At 68.9% G+C, this 18,193-nt stretch carries 18 protein-coding genes; 8 read left to right on the top strand and 10 right to left on the bottom strand.

Annotated features, from left to right (window positions below):
* Positions 1–11 precede the first annotated feature (11 nt).
* Together H6717_15345 and H6717_15340 are read right to left on the bottom strand one after the other, a co-directional pair.
* The gene (locus tag H6717_15345; GenBank protein ID MCB9578399.1) at positions 12–1,838 is read right to left on the bottom strand and encodes a hypothetical protein; all 1,827 of its coding nucleotides are present in this window, start codon (positions 1,836–1,838) and stop codon (positions 12–14) included.
* A gap of 252 nt (positions 1,839–2,090) precedes the next feature.
* Positions 2,091–2,972 carry a LysR family transcriptional regulator gene (locus tag H6717_15340; protein ID MCB9578398.1) on the bottom strand — a complete coding sequence of 294 codons (882 nt, stop codon included), beginning with the start codon at positions 2,970–2,972 and terminating at the stop codon, positions 2,091–2,093.
* A gap of 68 nt (positions 2,973–3,040) precedes the next feature.
* On the opposite strand from H6717_15340, the gene H6717_15335 reads away from it, so the two are divergent.
* Positions 3,041–3,736, top strand: a complete 696-nt coding sequence (locus H6717_15335; protein MCB9578397.1) for a pirin family protein — start codon at positions 3,041–3,043, stop codon at positions 3,734–3,736.
* Between the two features lie 61 nt (positions 3,737–3,797).
* Here the strand turns inward: H6717_15335 and H6717_15330 are convergent, their stop codons facing one another.
* A complete protein-coding gene (locus tag H6717_15330) occupies positions 3,798–4,313 on the bottom strand; it encodes a hypothetical protein (protein MCB9578396.1) in 516 nt (171 codons plus the stop codon).
* Between the two features lie 141 nt (positions 4,314–4,454).
* On the opposite strand from H6717_15330, the gene H6717_15325 reads away from it, so the two are divergent.
* The 3 genes from H6717_15325 to H6717_15315 are packed head-to-tail and all read left to right on the top strand — an operon-like array spanning position 4,455 to position 7,038.
* A complete protein-coding gene (locus tag H6717_15325) occupies positions 4,455–4,913 on the top strand; it encodes a DUF2269 family protein (GenBank protein MCB9578395.1) in 459 nt (152 codons plus the stop codon).
* A gap of 35 nt (positions 4,914–4,948) precedes the next feature.
* Positions 4,949–6,157, top strand: coding sequence for an aspartate aminotransferase family protein (locus H6717_15320; GenBank protein MCB9578394.1), 1,209 nt, complete (start codon positions 4,949–4,951; stop codon positions 6,155–6,157).
* On the top strand, positions 6,154–7,038 hold the full coding sequence (locus tag H6717_15315; protein MCB9578393.1) for a hypothetical protein: 885 nt from the start codon (positions 6,154–6,156) through the stop codon (positions 7,036–7,038). The genes H6717_15320 and H6717_15315 overlap by 4 nt, the downstream gene beginning before the upstream one ends.
* Positions 7,039–7,113: 75 nt before the next feature.
* Here H6717_15315 and H6717_15310 read toward each other — a convergent pair whose 3' ends face one another.
* Together H6717_15310 and H6717_15305 are read right to left on the bottom strand one after the other, a co-directional pair.
* On the bottom strand, positions 7,114–7,944 hold the full coding sequence (locus tag H6717_15310) for a hypothetical protein (protein MCB9578392.1): 831 nt from the start codon (positions 7,942–7,944) through the stop codon (positions 7,114–7,116).
* Between the two features lie 105 nt (positions 7,945–8,049).
* Complete coding sequence (locus H6717_15305; protein MCB9578391.1) at positions 8,050–9,309, bottom strand: alpha/beta hydrolase; 1,260 nt, start codon at positions 9,307–9,309, stop codon at positions 8,050–8,052.
* Positions 9,310–9,387: 78 nt separating this feature from the next.
* Between H6717_15305 and H6717_15300 the strand changes: the two genes are divergently transcribed.
* Positions 9,388–10,029, top strand: coding sequence for a DUF434 domain-containing protein (locus H6717_15300; protein ID MCB9578390.1), 642 nt, complete (start codon positions 9,388–9,390; stop codon positions 10,027–10,029).
* Positions 10,030–10,032: 3 nt separating this feature from the next.
* Here H6717_15300 and H6717_15295 read toward each other — a convergent pair whose 3' ends face one another.
* On the bottom strand, positions 10,033–10,386 hold the full coding sequence (locus H6717_15295; protein ID MCB9578389.1) for a hypothetical protein: 354 nt from the start codon (positions 10,384–10,386) through the stop codon (positions 10,033–10,035).
* Positions 10,387–10,424: 38 nt separating this feature from the next.
* Positions 10,425–11,045: a hypothetical protein gene (locus H6717_15290; GenBank protein ID MCB9578388.1), complete on the bottom strand. Its 621-nt coding sequence runs from the start codon at positions 11,043–11,045 to the stop codon at positions 10,425–10,427.
* Between the two features lie 273 nt (positions 11,046–11,318).
* Here H6717_15290 and H6717_15285 point away from each other — a divergent pair, with 273 nt between their 5' ends.
* Complete coding sequence (locus H6717_15285) at positions 11,319–11,783, top strand: CBS domain-containing protein (protein MCB9578387.1); 465 nt, start codon at positions 11,319–11,321, stop codon at positions 11,781–11,783.
* Positions 11,784–12,182: 399 nt separating this feature from the next.
* Positions 12,183–12,302, top strand: a complete 120-nt coding sequence (locus tag H6717_15280) for an LPXTG cell wall anchor domain-containing protein (protein ID MCB9578386.1) — start codon at positions 12,183–12,185, stop codon at positions 12,300–12,302.
* A 1-nt stretch (position 12,303) separates the two neighbouring features.
* On the opposite strand, the gene H6717_15275 is transcribed toward H6717_15280, so the two are convergent.
* Positions 12,304–12,882 (bottom strand): hypothetical protein, encoded by a 579-nt coding sequence (locus tag H6717_15275; GenBank protein ID MCB9578385.1) that lies wholly within the window; start codon positions 12,880–12,882, stop codon positions 12,304–12,306.
* Positions 12,883–13,043: 161 nt separating this feature from the next.
* Here H6717_15275 and H6717_15270 point away from each other — a divergent pair, with 161 nt between their 5' ends.
* On the top strand, positions 13,044–14,549 hold the full coding sequence (locus H6717_15270; protein MCB9578384.1) for a hypothetical protein: 1,506 nt from the start codon (positions 13,044–13,046) through the stop codon (positions 14,547–14,549).
* Here H6717_15270 and H6717_15265 read toward each other — a convergent pair whose 3' ends face one another.
* Entirely contained in the window at positions 14,550–15,746 is a 1,197-nt protein-coding gene (locus H6717_15265; protein MCB9578383.1) for an MFS transporter, read from the bottom strand.
* Positions 15,725–18,040: a VCBS repeat-containing protein gene (locus H6717_15260; protein ID MCB9578382.1), complete on the bottom strand. Its 2,316-nt coding sequence runs from the start codon at positions 18,038–18,040 to the stop codon at positions 15,725–15,727. Before H6717_15260 ends, H6717_15265 begins: the two co-directional genes overlap by 22 nt.
* Positions 18,041–18,193: the final 153 nt, after the last annotated feature.

Genomic DNA, 18,193 nt, shown 5'->3' with positions numbered 1-18,193 from the left:
ATTCCCCAGATTCAGGGTGCGCCCTTCGGGGACAACAGCTGATCGAGGATTCCAGCGCCGGAGTCGTCGCCCTTTTGCGGGGATAGGAAACGGAGCATCAGCTTCATGGCGGCTTCCATCTCCGGGCCCATTCGCTCGGCTGCTTCAGGACCCAAGATCCCCGCCAAGAGCTTCTTCACGTCCGGCCCCCCCAAGTCCTCGTCACCGTGACTCTCGTCCAGCCAGCGTCGAGCGAGGGCGGCCACGGGCTGGGCGTCTTTGCCCGTCGCCATCTCGTCCACCAACGCACGGGTGGGGGCTTCTTGAAAGCGGTGCTTCTTCACGTACGCCGACAGCACTCGAAAGAACTTCTCGTCTCCGACGGTCTTGCGAAGCTCGCTGAAGAAGAACGGTCCCTTGCCGTAGACCAGCCCCGCGTACGCGAGCTCAGACTCGAAGTCGTGGACGGGGCGATCGACGGCGGCGTCCTTCCCGCCCAGGAGGCGCATCATCTGATAGTTGGCGGCGACCTGCCGATCGGCTTCCAGCTTTGCGCGCTCCTTGCCGTAGCGATCCTCGAAGTAGAGCACGGCGCTGTACTGCGCCATGGACTCGTCCACGTACGGGTGCCGACGTGTGTCGCTGCCCACCAGCCCTGGCCAGTACTGGTGCGCCACCTCATGGGCAGTGACGAACTCGAGCATGTCGTCGGTGATGTCGCCCATTTGCGGCATGCCGCCGCCCAGAAGCTTGGTGAGCATGCCCAAGGGACCTTCCGACAGCGCCGGGCGGTACAGCATGTTCGCCACGGTGACGAGACCGCTGAACTCCACGCCGCCCGCGCCACCCACGAGCGGCGCTTCGACCACGTCCAGATCCGCGTAGGGATAGCGCCCGAAGCGCTTCTCGTAGACCGCCAGCGAGGCGGCCGCGGCGTCCAGCACCTTCTTGCCGCCGTGCTCGTCGCCGGCCAAATAGTGGGAGCGAACCGAAACGCCGCCGACCTTGCGGGTCGCGCTCTCGAAGCGACGGCTCGCGAGCAGCGCGAAGTCGCGCACGCGAGCGGCGACCACGTGCACCTCCCGCTCGGGGCCGGCGTCCCCCGTGGCGCTCACCGGCTTGGTCTCGGTGGTGATCCCGCTGCTCACGATGGTGACGTCCGGAGCGGCCGTCACCTTCAGCCGCACGTGGCTGATCCCTGCGGCGCCGAGATCGCCCATCGTGGACTTTTCGCCGCGCTCCCAGGAGCTCCCGGAGCGGCGGGCCAGCACGGCGTAGAAGTTCGCGAACGACGCCACGCCGCCGCTCTCCGCCAACAGGCCGTAGTCCCCGGCGCCCTTGCCACTGCCCATGCGCTCCATGGACTCGAGCCCTTGGGCCAAGAGCGTGGTTCGCGACGGTTCGATGGAAGACAGCGTGCCCGTCAGCGCAAGCCGGATCTTGATGCGTTTGCCGCGTTCCAAGGGCTTCTTCAGGGCCACCTGGATCACGCTCGGAGCGGGGGCCGAAACCGTGCATTCGTCGCCGTCGAGGCACTTGCCCGAGGCCAGCGCCACGAGCTGCTTGCCCGTGGCGTTGGCATACACGCGGAGCACGATCTCGCTCAGGGACGGCGCGACCGTGTTGGTGAAGTAGACGTCCTCGGTCAACGAGAACTTCTTCAGGTCGTGATCGAGCCCCAGATCGAGATCGTACAGAGTGAGGTCCGTGCTCTTCGTGGCGTCCGCGCGTTCCTCGGGGCGCAGGGATTCGACCAGGGGCGCCGCGTCGTACCAGGTCTTGGCCGGCGCAGACTCCGTGCGCTTGCACGAAGTAAGAGCCAGGATCAGCAGCACCAGCACGGCCGGAAATCGACGCATGGCGTTCAATGTACGGGCTCTCGCCGGCGGGTCAATCGTGGTGAGGGGCGCCGTGGCCTGCGCACGCGGGGCGCGCTTTGGGGCACGGCTGATCGACGATCTCGTTTCCGTAGGCAGGAGGCGGCGCCACGCTTCCGCCATCTTGGGCGACGAGCGTCGTGGGGCGTTCCCTTGCCGGCGGTGGTCGCGGCGGTGGCCGCGGATCCCCACAGCCAACGAGGCCGAGGCCGATCGCGCACAGCAGCCGTTTGCTCATCCGACCTCCGCCACCAGGAAATCACGCAGCAACGCCACGCGTTGGGGCAGATAGCGCGACGACGGATAGACCAGCGTCGCCGAGCCGCTCTTCACCGCATGGCGGGGGAACAAGCGCACCAGCTCGGTTTCGCCGTCGCGACACAAGAACGTGGGCATCAACCCGACGCCAGCGCCCGAGAGCAACATCTGCTGCAGGAATCCGAAGTCGTCCACGGACAATCGGCCTCGAACCGTGATCGCTTCGGTGCCTTTGGGTCCGAGCAGGTTCCAGCGGGTCTCGAACGCGTCGGGACGGAACAGAACGCAGTCGTGGTCGGCCAGTTGGGCGATGGTGCGGGGCGTGCCGTGCTCCTTCAGATACCGAGGCGACGCGAAGACGCCGAGCTCCATCGTCGCGAGGCGGCGCCCCATCAAGGACGAGTCCCGCTGCGGTCCGGCTCGAACCGCGAGGTCGAACCCTTCCTCCACCAGGTTGACGATGCGCGAGGTGAGCACCAGCTCGATGCGAACGTCCGGATGCGCTGCCTGAAACCGGGCGATGGGCTCTGCAAGCACCCAAGTGCCGTAGTCGACGGGCGCCGTCAGGCGCACGTCCCCCCGCACGCTCGCCTGCATGTCGCTCACGGCGGCGCCCGCTTCCAAGAGCCCGGTCAGTGCTCCGCGCACCTTCTCGTAGTAGGTAGCGCCGGCTTCCGTGAGCTGCACGCTGCGGGTGGTGCGTTGCAGCAGCCGAACGCCGAGGGCATCCTCGAGCTGGGACACGGAGCGACTGATGGACGATTTCGGTAGTCCGAGCGACCGCGCTGCCGCCGTGAAGGTGCCGGTCTCGACGACGCGAGCGAAGACCGCCACCTTGTTGAGGTCTACAGTTGTCACGGCGAGAACAATCCGTTTCCTATCCTGGGACTGGTACCGTTGCAACAACGACCAATAGTGTGGGCATCATGACGATCACGGTTCGACACGGGAGCGATCGCGGCCGCTCGGAGCTGCCCTGGCTCGACAGTCGCCACAGCTTCTCCTTCGCCGACTACTACGATCCGGCGCACATGGGTTTTCGGGCTCTGCGCGTCATCAACGACGATCGCGTGGCGCCTGCCAAGGGTTTCGGCACCCACCCGCATCGGGACATGGAGATCCTCTCCTACGTGCTCGAAGGCGAGCTGGCCCATCGCGACAGCATGGGCAACGGCTCCACCATCCGGCCGGGTGAGATCCAGCGCATGAGCGCCGGGTCTGGCGTTCTACACAGCGAGATGAACCCCTCGCCCGACACCACGGTGCGCTTCCTCCAGATCTGGATCGTTCCGGACAAGCGTGGTGGCGCGCCCGGCTACGAGCAGCGCCCGATGCCGCCGCGCGATGGCCGGCTCGCACTCGTCGCGTCGTCGGATGGTCGCGAAGGTTCGGTCAAGGTGCAGCAGGACGTGAGCCTCTACTCCACGGTGCTCGAGGCGGAGCAGAACCTCACGTGGCAACTGCCCCCTGGCCGCTTCGGCTGGATCCAGGTCGCCCGCGGCACGGTGCGCATCGGCGATCAGCTGCTCGAAGAAGGAGACGGCGCCCAGCTCGAAGGGGTCACGGGCGTCGATGTAAAAGCGACGGAGCGCGCCGAGCTCCTGCTCTTCGACCTGGCGTGAAAATGGACGAACGCCCCCGAGCCACCCGGGCTCGAGGGCGTCGCCGCGTCGCAAGTCGCGATCAGTTACAGGGCGATTGGCCCGTGGCGTGCGGACAGTGAAGGGACGGGTCGCCCTTCTCCGCGTTGCCCAGATGAGTCTCGACGCAGGCCTGCCGAGCCGCGTCGTAGCTGTTGTACTTGGCGATGCAGTCGGCCTTGTCGGCGTAGCGATCCGTGCCACCGAAGGTGCACACCGTCTCGTACTTGGTGCAGAACGCTTCCGCGGCGTTGCCCGAGCTGCCCGCCGCGCCAGCAGCACCCGCTGCGCCGCTGCTGCCCGCCATGCCACCGCCGCCGGCCGCGCCGGCCGTGCCGCCGCTACCCGCGGTGCCGCCGCCGCTACCCGCGGTGCCGCCGCCGCTGCCCGCGGTGCCGCCGCCGGTCCCGCCGGTCCCGCCACCGGTCCCGCCGGTGTTGCCGCCGCCGCTGCCCGAGGAGCCCCCGCTCCCGCTATCGTCATCGCTGCCGCAGGCCGTGGTCGCCGCCAGCCCCGCAGTCATCACACCCACTACAAGGAAACGAATAAGGTTACGCATGAACCCTCCTGTGAGGCGCAGCCTAGCATGATGCAGTGAGTCGTTCCGTATCGCATGGGAACATTCCTGGTTTGTCCAGGACAAACCAGGAACAAGCAGGGATCATGCGGGATTGGGGCGAGTAGCCTTAGGCTCCCTTCGATGAGTTGGTACCTGACGTGGCGCCTACTGCACCTCTTGGGCGCATTCGGCTTCATCGCCGCTCACGGCGCGACGGCCACGGTGACCTTCAAGCTCCGGTCCGAGCGGGACCCGATCCGCATCCGCACCATGCTCGACCTATCGCGGGCCACCCGAGGCTTCATGTACGCCTCCTTCCTGGTCATGGTGGGGGCCGGCACCGTGCTCGGGTTCCTGATGAACTGGTGGCATTCCTTGTGGCTGTGGACGTCCATCGCCCTGCTCACCGTCCTGTTCGTGGCCGCGTTCCCCCTCGCCCTTCCCTACTTCCGTGCGATCCGCAAGGCGGTGGACCAGGAGCCTCCGGATCCCGAACGTGTCGCAGCCTTGGTCCGCTCTCCGCGCGGGCTCGTGCTCGCCTGGGTGGAGACCTTGGGCATCGTCGCCATCATCTATCTGATGGTGAACAAGCCCTTCTGATTGTACGTCGCGCCCGGGCAGCGCACTCTCTCGTCATGAAGGGTTACGATGGTCGCGACGCGACGTTCGATGCGTTCGGTCGCCACGTGTCCGGGGGCAAGGTCGCGCTCTATCGCGAGCTCGGCGTGGACGTGGTCATGGGGAGTCGCTCGGGCGTGACGTTCCACGACGCCTTCTCGGAGCGGGTGTTCGTGAACTGTCATGTCAACGGTGGCGTCTTCAATCTGGGACATCGAAATCCACGGGTCGTCGCTGCCGTCCGCGCCGCCCTCGACGAGCTGGACATCGGCAACCACCACCTGGTGAGCGGCCTTCGCGCGCGCCTCGCCGAGCGCCTCGCCCACACCACTAACGGACACCTCTCCGGCGTCGTCTTCGCCGTGGGCGGCGGCGAAGCCACGGATCTCGCCATCAAGGTGGTGCGCGGCGTGACCGGGCGCGAGAAGATCGTGTCCGCCAGCGGCGGCTATCACGGCCACACCGGTCTCGCCCTGGCCGCGGGAGACGCGCAGTACCGCGACGCTTTCGGGCCCAACCTGCCCGGCTTCTTCCAGGTTCCCTTCGACGACCTCGAGGCCATCGATCGCGCCGTGGCGGACGACACCGCCGCCGTGCTGCTCGAACCCATCCCGGCCACGCTGGGCATGCCCATCCCCACGGAAGGCTACCTCTCCGGCGTGCGGCGCATCTGCAGCGAGCGGGGCGCCAAGCTCGTGCTCGACGAGGTGCAGACCGGCCTCGGTCGCACCGGCCGCTTCTGGGCCTACCAGCACGAAGGCGTGACTCCCGACGCGCTGCTCACCGGCAAGGGCCTCTCTGGAGGCGTCTATCCCATCGCCGCCACCTTGCTCACGCGCGAGCTCCACGCCTTCTTCGACGAGCGTCCCTTCATTCACGTGTCCACCTTCGGCGGTGCAGAGCTCGGCTGCGTCGCTGCCCTCACCGTGCTCGACATCGTGGAGGAGCGCGGCTTCCTCGAGCGCGTTCGCGACCTGGGCGACCGCTTTCGTCGCGGTCTTTCGGGCCTACCCTTCGAGCTGCGCCAGCGGGGCTTGATGATGGCCTTCAAGTTCCCGGTGGAGGGCGCCGGCATGATGGCGTCCAAGCTGCTCTACGACGCCGGCGTGTTCGCCACCTACGCCAACAACGACCGCTCCGTGCTCCAGTTCCTGCCTCCGCTCATCGTCTCCGACGCGGAGGCGGACGACCTGATCTCCCGGGTGCGGCGGGTTTTCGCCTCATGATGCTCCCCTCCGACCTGCTCGCGACGCTCGAGCACGACGTGGAGCACGCCCTCAGCACTGGGGACGAGAGTGCGCTGGAGATCTTGGGCTACGGCGAGATCTCCCCCGTGCTGGCGGTCACCACCAAGGAAGGCCGCTTTGCTGCCAAGCGCTTGCCGCTGTTCGGGGGCCGCGCTTCCTTCGAGCGCTACCGAGCCTGCTTTTTCGAGTATCTGGCCGCTCTCGACACGGCCCACACCCGCGTCGTCCCCACCGCCCTCCAAGACGTGACCGGCGCCGATGGCCGCATCGCGGCGTATTGCGTGCAACCGGGGCTCGACGCCGACGCCATCGGTCCCGCGGTCCTCGCTCGCGGCCAAGACGACCGCGCCCAGCGCATGATCGACGGGATCATCGACGCCATCGGTGCCACCGTCACGGCGCGCCTTGGGCTCGATGCACAGCTCTCCAACTGGGTGCTCGACGGCGACGCGCTCTCGTACCTGGACGTGACCACGCCGCTCTTGCGCGATGACGCCGGCAGCGAACGTCTCGATACCGAGCTGTTCCTCGCGTCACTGCCCTGGGCGCTCCGCGGAGCGGTGCGCCGCTTCCTGCTGCAGGGCATCCTCGACAAGTACTACGACGTTCGCGGCGTCACGCTGGACTTCGCCGCCAACCTGCTCAAGGAAAAGCTGGAAGGCTTTCTACCGCGGGTGCTCGCGCAAGCCGAGGCGCGCCTCGGCGTGAAGCTCAGTCTGGAAGAGGTGCGCCGCTACTACGCAGACGACGCCCGCACCTGGGCGCTCTTGCAACGGCTACGGCGTTGGGACCGGGCCTGGCAGCGCGGGGTGCGCCGCCGGCCCTATCCGTTCCTGCTTCCGGGCGACATCGATCGCTGACCGGATCTTCATTTTGCCGGTCCGCCGCGGAACCTCACTTTCGCGAGGTCCCGCGCCGTGTCGAACACAACGCTATCAGTTGGTGCCACCGTCGGCGCCGGCTGCTCCACCTGCGCCCGCCGTACCCGCTGCACCGGCTGCGCCTGCCGCTCCGGCTGCGCCTGCTGCTCCGCCAGCTCCACCGGCTCCACCAGTGCCGCCGCCGAGGCACACACCCAAGGTGCCGATCTGCGAGTCGAACGGGACGCACGTCTCGCCCGCAGCGCAATCAGTACCGGCGCAGCAGAAGCTCCGGCATGTCGTGGTTGTGCCGCTGCCCCCGGCTGCTCCGCCCGCGCCGCCTGCGCCCCCGGTCCCACTGCTGGAACAGTGGAGCTTCGGCTGGCACCACGGGCCGTTGGCGTTGTCGCAGTCGCCGCCCTTCGGCGTAGTATTGCCGTCCGGGAAGCACTGCAGCGCCGACTGACCCAGGTCGCAGGCCGCGCCACCCGCGGTATCGCAGCCCTCGTTCGTGACCGGGTTGCAGTTCACGGTGATGCCTCCTGTGACGCAACCCGCAGGCAGCGTAACGGTGCCGCCTCCACCGCCGCCGGTGCCGCCGCACACGGACGCGAAGTCGTCGCAGCAGTCGCCGAAGTTCTGGCACTGCGAGTCGCAGTAGCAGCCGGGATCGCCCACGGGATCTGCGCTGCCGCAATTGCCCTGGCAGCTCGCCGTGGCCGTCCCACCGCTGCCGCCGGCGCCTGTGCCGCCAGCGCCCGCGGCGCCGGTACCGGCCGCTGCGGCGAAGCCGCCGATACCGCCGTCGGTACCGCCGGTGCCACTCTTGCCGCCGTCATCGCTGCTGCACGCCGCGATGGCGCCCGCCACTCCGAGAATCAAGCCGATGCTCAAGGTCCACTTCATTGGGGTCTCCAGATTTTCACAAAGCACGGGCCGTAGCGCGATGGACCGCCGCCATCGCGCCGTCCCGAGTCCGATTCCAGATGGTCCCCTGAGGTCCGGGCGTCGTCAATCCGAAAGACTCGCCGCGGGTTCGAGCGTGGCGGGCGAGGTGACGTCCGGCAGGGCACGAACGCGCTGTCCGGAACGCCGATGGACTTCGTCCAGAAACCGTTCCACCGCTTCCACGACTCTCACGGTGCGCGGGGAGTAGAAGATGTCGAAGGCGTGCTGCGCCCCCGGAAGCTCTGCGTAGAGCACCGGCGCACGCGACACCTTCCGAAGCTCGGCGACGAAAGCGCGGGCATATTGTACGGGCGCGAGCGTGTCTCTATCCCCGTGGATCACGAAAAAAGGTGGGGCGTCGGGTCCCACCTGATCGATGGGGGACGCCGCCACGAAGGCTTCCCGGGCATCGGCGAGCTTCTTCTTCATCACCCAGGGCTCGAGCAGCAGCGTGAAGAACTCCTTCGGAAACAGCCCCAGGCGATCCACGAAGCAGTACACGCCGTAGAAGGGAATCGCAGCCTGAACCGAGGTGTCCGCGTCCTCGAAGCCCGGCTGGTACTGCGGGGCGTTCTGCGTCAGCGCCATCAACGCCGTCAGGTGGCCGCCCGCGGAGCCGCCGGTGACGACGACGAAGCTCGGATCCACGTCGTACTCGTCGGCATGCTCGCGGATCCACGCCAGTGCACGTTTGATGTCCACCAGCTGATCGGGAAATGTGGCGCGCGGGCTCAAGCGGTAGTCCACGTTGAAACCGACCCAGCCGTGGCTCGCCAAGTGATAGAGCAGCGGCAGCCCTTGCTCGCGCTTGGTGCCGAGCACCCAGGCGCCGCCGTGGATCTGCAGCACCGCGGGGCGCCGCCCTTTGCTTTCGCCCGGCAGGTACACGTCGAGCTTCAAGCGTTTGTTGCCGACGCGCCCGTACTCCACGTCGCGAACCCGCCGGACGCCGCGGCGTCCCATGGACAGCGGCAGCCACAGCTTGGTCCACGGCACCGGAGGCCAAGCTCCGGCGGCCACGAAACCGGAGAGGCTCTGCTCCACCACGTGCCGTGCGGAGCGGCCCCGCCGGAACAGCACCACCAGCGTTCCCCAGGACACCAGCGTGAGGGCGAGCCCCAGCCAGCCGGGCCAGTAGCGCAGCGCTCCGGCCCACGCGAACACCAACGTGGCGATCAGCTGCCAGGCGAAGTGATGCGCCACGGCCTCGCCCACGATCCACGACGACAAGAAGGCGGGGACGCGCAGCAGCCGGCCGCCTTTCAGAGGGCTCAGGGCGTTGAGCGTGAAGCCCGCCCCCGCCGCGCACACGGCGAGAAACAGCCACGAAATCCAGGCGTCCGACCAGCTTGGCACGACGCGTCAATGATGCGACCCGGCGTGCCATTGTAAAGGGGCAGCATGACGAGCCTCTCCCAGGGCAAGCTCCGGCGGGCCATCGAGGACGCCGGATACCTGCTGAGCCGCGGCTATCCTTCCCGTGCGGTGAGCGAGCTGGTGGCGGACCACCTCGAGCTGTCTGCGGACGAACGACAAGCGCTGGTGGCGCTCGCCGCAGTGCGCGCCAAAACCACCCATCACATCGCCCGCGAGCTCGAGTGGGAGGACATCGCCAAGCGCCCGCTGCGGGTGGATGCAGAGAGCGCCCTCGGTACCGTGAGCGCGGCCCTCACCGGCGCACCGCTGCTGTCGAGCCCTGCCGGCGTGGTGATCGATCCCAATTGGCGCCGCGGCAGCGCGCTGGACGAGCGCGCGTTTCAGCTGGTGGCCGACGCCGTGGAAGCCGCGCGCCCGTCCGTGGCCCGCTTCATGATCGACGCGAGCCATCCGCAAGCGGACACGCTCGGGGGCTGGGTTGCGAGTCGCTCCAGCAAGAAGCGTCCGATGGAGCTCAAGAAGCTCGGCAGCGTGGTCGAGCGGCTCCACGGTGCGGCGCAGCTGGTGAGCTCCGATCCCGTGCTGCTCGACGCGTGCGTCAGTTGGGTGAACGTGATCGCCCGCGCCGTTCGGGCCGCCGGAGGGGAGCCCGTCGCGCTGGAGTGAGCCTCAGCGCTCCACCCAGGCGACGGTGCCGGACAGCGGAACGTTCAGCGGCGCGGTTTCGCCCGTCGAAAGCAGCAGATTGGCGTCCTTGGAGCGCGCGCCCTCGCTGCGGCTCACGGTCACGTGCAGCACGCCGCCGTCGAAGGGGCGCCGGGTGCTGCCGCCGATCTCCACCACCCACGCCTGGAGCTTGTCGCTCAGCGCTTCGGCCACCGCGACGAAGCTCACCCGCTGCCCCACGGATAGCCCCGCCGGCAGCGCCGCCGCCGACAGCTCGGTTCGCGAGCCGTAGCGCGCCAAGGTGACGTGATCGCCGCGCCGAACGCCGAGTCGCGCCGCGGCATGCACCCGCGCCACGCTCTCGGCGTCCAGCTGGAGCTCGACAGAGTGGACGGTCAGAGCAGGATCCCGACGCCCAGCGAGATGTAGGGCCAGCCGATGCGCACCACGCCCCCAACGGTGCTGCCCTTGCCGAACAGGAAGCGCCCGCCGCCCCACAGCACGGGGTCCACGCCGGTGTCGGAGCTGTCGCAGTCGATGCACTGCGCGTTGTCGATGCTCCAGCGGTCGTGCTCGATCTGAAGACCCGCCTCGCCGAACACGCTCACGATGGGTGTCAGCCAGAAGTTCCACTGCACCACGATGGGGAAGTGGAATCGATCGATGGTGCAGTCCCAGGGGTAGTAGCGACCGGCGTAGAAGTAACGATTACAAGCGTTGCCGTCGTGGGCCCAGTCCAAGCCGAAGCCGATGCCCATGTTGTTGTTGATCTTGCTGACCGGGCCGTTGTCCAAGAACGGAATCGTCGCGCGCAGGCCGAGGCCCAGGGCGTCGTCGTCGTCCGGACCGGGGTGACCGCCCCAGTCCAGCACCAGGTGCGGCTCGAGCTCCACGTCGTAGCTGGGGTGCGCCCCCGGCTGCTTGATCTGCGCCTCCGCGTTGGCCGAGAGCACCATCACCGCTAGAGATAGAGCGAGGGAGGAGAGGACGAGGAACGAGGAGCGAGGGGATAGCATGAAAACCTCCTGATGATCCCATCGTAACCGGCCCCGTCCTGGAAAAGGCAACCAGCACTCCCGCCACAGCCGCCCTAACCGGCCATAATCAATGGATTTTCATGGGGATGTCGGCCCGCCGCGGAAGCCCTCGGCGCGTCCCTGCCGCGCTCGTGGAGACATTGCAGCGCCTCGGGCCCCGAAGTATCCGTACCGCGGGCCGATTCCCGCGCGACGGGAACCCGGCGCCTCCGCCCGTCACCCGAACGCCTTCACTCAAGGACGCTGAACACCATGCCGGACCTGCCCAAGACCGTATCCGACGTGATGACCAAGAAGGTCGTGACCATCGGTGAGAACGACACCCTCGAGAAGCTCGAAGAGGGGATGCAACGCTTTCACTTCCGACACCTACCAGTCGTCGAAGGCGGCAAGCTGGTCGGCCTGGTGTCGCATCGGGACCTGCTCCACGCCTTCAGCAGCTTCTTGTCCGCGTCGGCCAACGAGCGCGATGCAGTGATCCGCAAGCAGCCTGCGAAGAAGATCATGCGCGCCGACGTGGTCACCATCGGCCCCGACGACACGCTCCTGGATGCGGCCAAGCTCATGTGGGAGGCGAAGCTCGGCTGCCTGCCGGTGGTGGACAAGGACGAGAAGCTCGTCGGCATCCTGACCGAGGGAGACTTCGTGAAGATCATGATCAAGCTCCTGGGGGGCGCCGCGACGCCGCCTCCGGCGCCCAGTACCGTCGGGCACTGACGGGTATCGCGCCGCACCAACAATCACTGTCAGTTATCGATCCCGAAGCGCTTAGTTTCGGGAGCTTTGGCGGCCCGAGGGCGTACAGCGAGGGGCGAGGCGACGACGTGGGCGCCTCCGCTGGAGGTCGACGACGATGACGCGTGGCAATCCCTGGGTGCTCTCGGGCGCGGTGCTGGTGGTGGTGGGGTTCTGCATGGGCTGGGTGGGGCTGCGCGGCCTGGGCGGCGGGCTGTTCGTGGACGGCTGGGGCGTGCTCGGCTTCCTGCGCGAGCGAAGCTCCGCGTACTGGCTGTTGTACGCGCTGCCGGTGGGGGCCATCGCGGCCGGTGTGGCGGCGCTGTTCGACCGGCGCGCTGCGGCCACCCTGGCCCTGGTCGTGGGGCTCGGGCTGCTCGCGTGGAGCGCCTTCGAGGTCGCGCGCATCGGTGGAACACGACCTTCGCGGGACTGTGGCTCACCTGGGCGGGAGCACTGGTGCTCACCCTCGCCGGCCTCGGCACGCGGCGGCGCGCCTGAGCTACAAACAACCGTCGAGCGGATCGCCGCTGTTGGGGCACGCGCGCGGCGCCTTCTCCGCTGGCGGTGGCTTCGCGGGAACGACGCGTTGCCTCGGCGCGGGAGCGCGGATCGGCGCGGGAGCGGCTTCGTCCCGACGGCGCGTCCCTTCGGCGGGCTCGCCCTCGAGCTCCACGGTGCGCAGGGCGCGTCGCTCCTTCGCGGGCTCGGTCTTCGTTAGGCTCGGCTGCTCGCCCTGTCCCCGATCCGCGTGCACCCACGACACCATGGTCACGGCGCCGAGCACCACGATGATGCCCGTCGCGATCCACGCCCAACGGCTCCGCCCTCCACCAACTCGCGTCATGCGCTCGCGGTGCGCGAGCTCGAGCGCGATGATCTCCGCTTGGCGGCGCGCTTCCGCGTCCTGCCGCGCGTGCTCCACCTCCGCGGCGTGAACGGCGCGCGCTCGCGCTTCGCGTTCCAGTCGCTCCTTCGCCATCCGCACTCGCTCTTCCGCGTCCTGCACGTGATCCTCCCGATGAACCGAGCGCTGACCCGCTCGCGCCGGAAGCGGCAGCAGAGCGGCAGCGGCCGTCATCGGGATGGACCGCGGAGGGCGCGAGATCTTGGGCGCTCGGGACAGATCTTTTTCGTCTCACTGAAGGATTTTCCTCAGCTCTGCCCAGATGCGGCGTGTGTTCGAGTGTGAGCCGATGTAGTCTAGGTAACGCGGCCGATGCTCGGCCCAGGAGCTCCACCATGTCCCAGCCCTCAGCGCGCGGATGGCACCACGAAGAGGACACCGTCACCGTCCCCCTGGTGCGTCCACAGCGCTTCATGCTGCGGCAAGCCGCGCGCGCCCGCACGCTGCCCAGCATCGACGTGGAAGAAGCGACGGAGGACTGGGATCAGCGCACGAACGAGCTGCCGCGCAGGGGCGACACCGAGAGCATCACGCATCCCAAGCCGCCCCAGCGCTCGCTGCCGCCGGTGCCGCGTCCGCCCTCGGCGCCACCAGCGCGCTCCTTGCGCGGGCCTTCGGCTCCGCCCCCGCGTCCGGGTCGGCTGCCGCCGCTGAGCGCGCCGCCGCGTCCCGCCAGCGCACCGCCGCGTCCCGTGTCGAGCTTGCCGCCTCCGCCGGTGCTGCCGCCGCGGGCAAAGCTCTCGAGCTTGCCGCCGGTGCCCCGCGTGCCGGAGCCGTCGCGCGGTGCGCTGCCGCCGATCCCGGCCTTCGTGCGTTCGTCGGCGCCCGAGCCGGAGCTGCCGGAAGTGGAAGTGAACGAGCTCTTGCTCGTGGAGCAGACGGAATCGGTGGAGCCGATCCCGGCGCCCAGCGTCGTCGTCCACGACGAGCTCGTGAGCGATCCGCGGGCCCTCGAGCGCGCGCTGCCCACGGAGCCGGCGTCTCATCGGCACGAGGCCTTCGCGCCGGGCTGGGGGCCGCCGCCGGAAATCCCACCGGCGCGGCTGGAAATGCCGCTGGAGCCGGCCGAGTCGACGATGACGTCCACTCGGGATTGGCTGCTCGATGCCGTGCGCAACAGTCGGCGCGTGGCGCGGCGTCGCCCGTGGTTGGCGGTGCTCGCTGCGGTTCTCGCGGTCGGCATGGTGGCGTTGATCTTCTCCGCCCTCGTGAGCCGCGTGGCGGACGCCCGCTTGGCGGCGCGCACGCGCATGGTCACCGCGTCGGATCTGGCCGGCGCTCCGCTCGCCCAAGCCACGGTCTTCGTAGACGGCGTGGCGAAGTGCTCGGCGCTGCCCTGTGAGCTGGATCTGGAAGACGGCGCGCACTGGATCTCGCTGCGCGCGGACGGTTACCAATCGCCGCCGGTGCATCCCATCACCGCGGGGGACGGCTCGCCCCGCCACATCCACTTCCAGCTGCGCCACGAAGCCGCGCCCCTGCCGCCGCCTCCAGCCGTCACGCCCGCGCCGGCGCCCACGCCGGTGGCCGAGGTCGCAGCGCTGCCGTCGGCAGAGCCCGCGCCGCTGCCACCCGTCGCAGAAGAGCCCGCGCCGAAGCCCGTGGCAAAGCCCACGCCGCGGCCGGCCTACGTGTCCGTCGCGCGCGCGCGCCTGAACATCAACTCGATCCCCGTCTCCAACGTGGTGCTCGATGGCCGCCCCCTGGGCACCACGCCCAAGCTCGGCGTGGCCGTTGCTCCCGGCGCGCACACCATCGTGTTCATCAGCGGCAAGAAGCGCTTGGTGCGCGGCGCCATGGCCCGCGCCGGCAAGACCAGCGTCGTCTCCGCGCGCTTCTGATCAGCGTCGCTTCAGCGCCCGCATCAGCGGCAGCGAGACCAAAGACGCCAGCGCGAGCACGGCGAAGGCCGCGGGGTAGCCGGCGGCGTGGGTGATGCGCCCGCCGACCCAGCCGGACCAGGCCTCACAGCCGTTGGTGGCGCCCATGAAGGCGCTGAACTGCGTCGCCGCCAAGCGCTCGTCCGTCAGGCGCATCAAGAGGGCGTAGGAGCTGGCGGTGAGCAGGCCGATGCCGAGATACACCGCCGCCAACAGCACCAGCAGCGTGGTGCTGCCGGCGCCCGCCCGCGCCGCCAGGGCGAGGGCGCCCGCGGCGACGGCAACGGCCAACACCGCCGCGGCCGTGGTGCGCACGACGCCAAAGCGATCGGCGAGGCGCCCGCCGCCCAGGGAGCCCGCCGTCATGGCCACCACCGCTGGAAGGAACAACAGGGTGCCCACGCGCTCGGGGGTCTGACCGTGGTCGATGAGAAACGGCCCCGCCAGGGCGCCCACTCCTTCGAAGCCGGCCCCCACGGTGAGCGCGATGCCGAGGCCGAGCCAGGTCTCCCGCTGGCGGAGGGCGGCGAGCAGCTTCGGCAACACCGGCGCGAGCTCACGATGCCGGGCCGGCGCCCGCACCGTGAGCACCAGCGCGCCGAAGGCCAGGAGCCAGATCACGACGCCGGTCACCACCGTGGAAAAGGAGACGAAGCGCTGGGCGGCCAGCGCGCCGCCGCCGAACAGCGAGCGACCGAGCAACATGCCGGCTTGCATCCAGCCGTTGATCGACCCGCGCTCGGCCTCGGGAACGGTGGTGATGGCCAGGGCATCGATGGCCACGTCTTGCGTGGCGGCGCACAGGGCGTGGGCCACCAAGAGCGCCGTGAGCGGCCCCATGCTCGCCGCCAGATCCAGCTTCAGCAGGGGCAGGAGCGTCAGCGCCATGCACAGCTCCGCCCCGAAGATCCAACGCGAGAGCTGCCGCGGGCTCCGCGCGAAGCGATCGATCAAGGGTGCCCACAGGAACTTGAAGGTCCAGGGCAGCACCACCATGGCCGTGAGTGCGGTGATGGCCTCCACTGGCGCTCCGGCGGCGCGGAGCTTTGCCGGCAGCGCCCACCAGATGAAGCCGATGGGCGCGCCTTCGCACGCGTACAGCCCGAAGAACAGCGCGCGTCGGCGCCCAGGCGTGCTCAGTGCGGCACTCGGCCGCACCCCACCCCCTCGTACACCGCCGCGTTGTTGTTCTCGTGGCACTCCTTGGACAAACCCTGGGGGTCGACCTTCACGAACACGTCCACCACGGAGCCACCCAGATCCGCGTCGCAGCTCACGACGCTGCACTCACCGACGCCCAATGCAGTCGGAATCGGGGCGGTGCACAGCAGGGCACCGGTCTCCGAGTCCTTGAAGAAGCTCACCTCGGTTCCGCTGACCATGGGCAGCGTGCCGCGGTTGCACACGCGCGCCTCGATGGTGGCCACGGTACCGTTGCACTTCACCTGACCCACGTCGCCGCCGGCCGTGAGATCCGGCTCGCCCAGCGCTTCCAGTCCGCCTTGCACGTTTTGCCGGAAGTTGTTCAGGCTCGGGTCCTTCCAGTTGATGGCCACCTGCGAGGTCTTGGGCAGCTGTCCCAGATCCCCGACGTGGGTCACCGCGTAGGCGTGCTGGTTCCACACCGGTCGCGACGCGGCCCAGCGGTCTTGCTCGTCGCGCAAGATCACGATGCCGTGGTTCTGAGCGAACTGCGCGCTGGGGAACAGCGGGTCGGTGGCGGGGCAACCGAGGGTACCGGCGTAGTCGTTGACGGCCGACACGATCTCCGTGCGGTAGTCGCCGTCCACGTCCACGATCACGGGGTTTTCGTAGGTGGTTCCGCTGGAGCGGGCTGCGCTGTACAGGACCTTGCCGGTCTTGCCCTCGTAGATGCGCAAGAAGCACTCGTCGGCGTACACGGCCTCGGCGGAGCCGTTGGCGTCGAAGTCGAACACGCTGGAGCCGGTCACGTTGGAGCTGCCGTCCTGCGAAGGCTGCGTCCACAGCACGCCGTCGGTCTTCGTCTGGCCGTTGCAGTCCGCGGCCACGCCGCCGGCGAGACAGTCGAAGTCGAACACCGCGTATTGGGTACCGCCGGCGCTGGCGAACTCCCGCTTTCCGTCGCCGTCGAAGTCCGCGATGGTGGGTGGTCCGCCACTGCCACCTCCGGGGATGCTCACCGGGCCGAACACCACGGTGCCTTCCAGCGTCTGCACGCGGATCGTTCCGGCGCTCACCACGACGATCTCCGCGCGATCCTGACCGCCGAGGGTGGAGAGCGGGTAGTTGCCGAGATCCGCCACCGCCACCTGCCCGGCGGGGGTGCCTGCGCTCAGCTTGAAGTAGCTCTCCGCCACCCAGTCTCCCGCCGACCATTCGTAGATGCCGTTGCCGAGCACGAGCTCCATCTTTCCGTCTTCGTCCACGTCGGCGATCACCGGCACCACGCCCTTGTGGTAGGCCGGAAAGCCGAGGGAGCTGCTCAGCATGCAGCCGGTCTGGCCGTCGTACACGGTGGCGCCGTAGATGACCTCGGCTTTGCCGTCGTCGTTCAGGTCGTGAAGGCTCGGGCCGCTCCACTTGTCGCTGCCGCCGGTGGTGTCCGCGGACGTGGGGGGGCCGGCGGGCGTGGCGCAGGGCCCGGAGCGCCACATGCGCTCGAAGGCCTTGTTGGCGGCATTCCAGTGGAACGCGAGCACGCCGCCGCCGTGGGCCGCGGCCACGATTTCCGGCCGGCCATCCGCGTCGATGTCGCCCACCGCAACCGACGCCGGGCTCATGGTGGCGTCCGCGGCCGCAGGCATGGTGAACTGGTTCGAGCAATCGCTGCCGTCGATCACGCGCAGCACGCCGGGGTTGCCATAGCTGCCGGCGGTGGGGAAGGTGGTGAAAACGACGGACGGGTGCAGCGTCTTCGGGTCGTCGTCCAGATCGAAGTCGACCACCACCGGCGTGGACATCACGTGCACGTGATTGGGGTAGGGGTCCCCCGCCGGCGGCCCCGTCCAACGGCATTGCACCGCGGGCAGGATCTTGTCGATCTGAATGTCGACCTTGCAGGTGGCGTCGTTGGTCTTGCTCGGCGGCGTTTCGTACGGGATGCACACGCCGCCTTCGCAGTAGCTGTCGAACCAGCAGTCGTCGTTGGTGGTGCAGGGCGGCTGCTCCGGCGCGCAGACGGTGGACAGCGCACAGAACTCCTTCGAGCCGCAGCAGCTCCCCGCGCACTCCTTGCCGGGAGGACAGATGCCGCTGTCCGTGATGCCGCCCTCGATGCCGCCGGTGCCGCCGCCGCCGCCGGTGCCGCCGGTGCCCGCGTCCGTTCCCACGCACTTGCCGCCCTTGCACACTTCGCCCGCCGCGCACTTGCCGCAGTCGCCGGCGGTGTCCCCGCCGGAGCTGCCGCCACAGGCGACCGCCAAGAACAATCCCGAAATGAACAGCAACGCAGGAGCAAAGAAGCGACGCATCCTCGCAGATTACGGGAGCCGCCCTCGAAGCGCGAGGTCGAACTACCACCGAGCGCGATTGCCCTGCCGCGCGTCATCGGCTCCGTTCGAAGAGCGTACGGAGATTTCCACGCAACCGCATGCTCGAGGTGGTCGTGTAGGGAGAGTGAACCG

This window comes from Polyangiaceae bacterium (assembly GCA_020633235.1).
Classification (GTDB): Bacteria; Myxococcota_A; Polyangia; order Polyangiales; family Polyangiaceae; genus JACKEA01.
The sequence above is the reverse complement of the archived record's forward strand: the minus strand, read 5'-3'. Positions and strand labels throughout refer to the sequence as shown.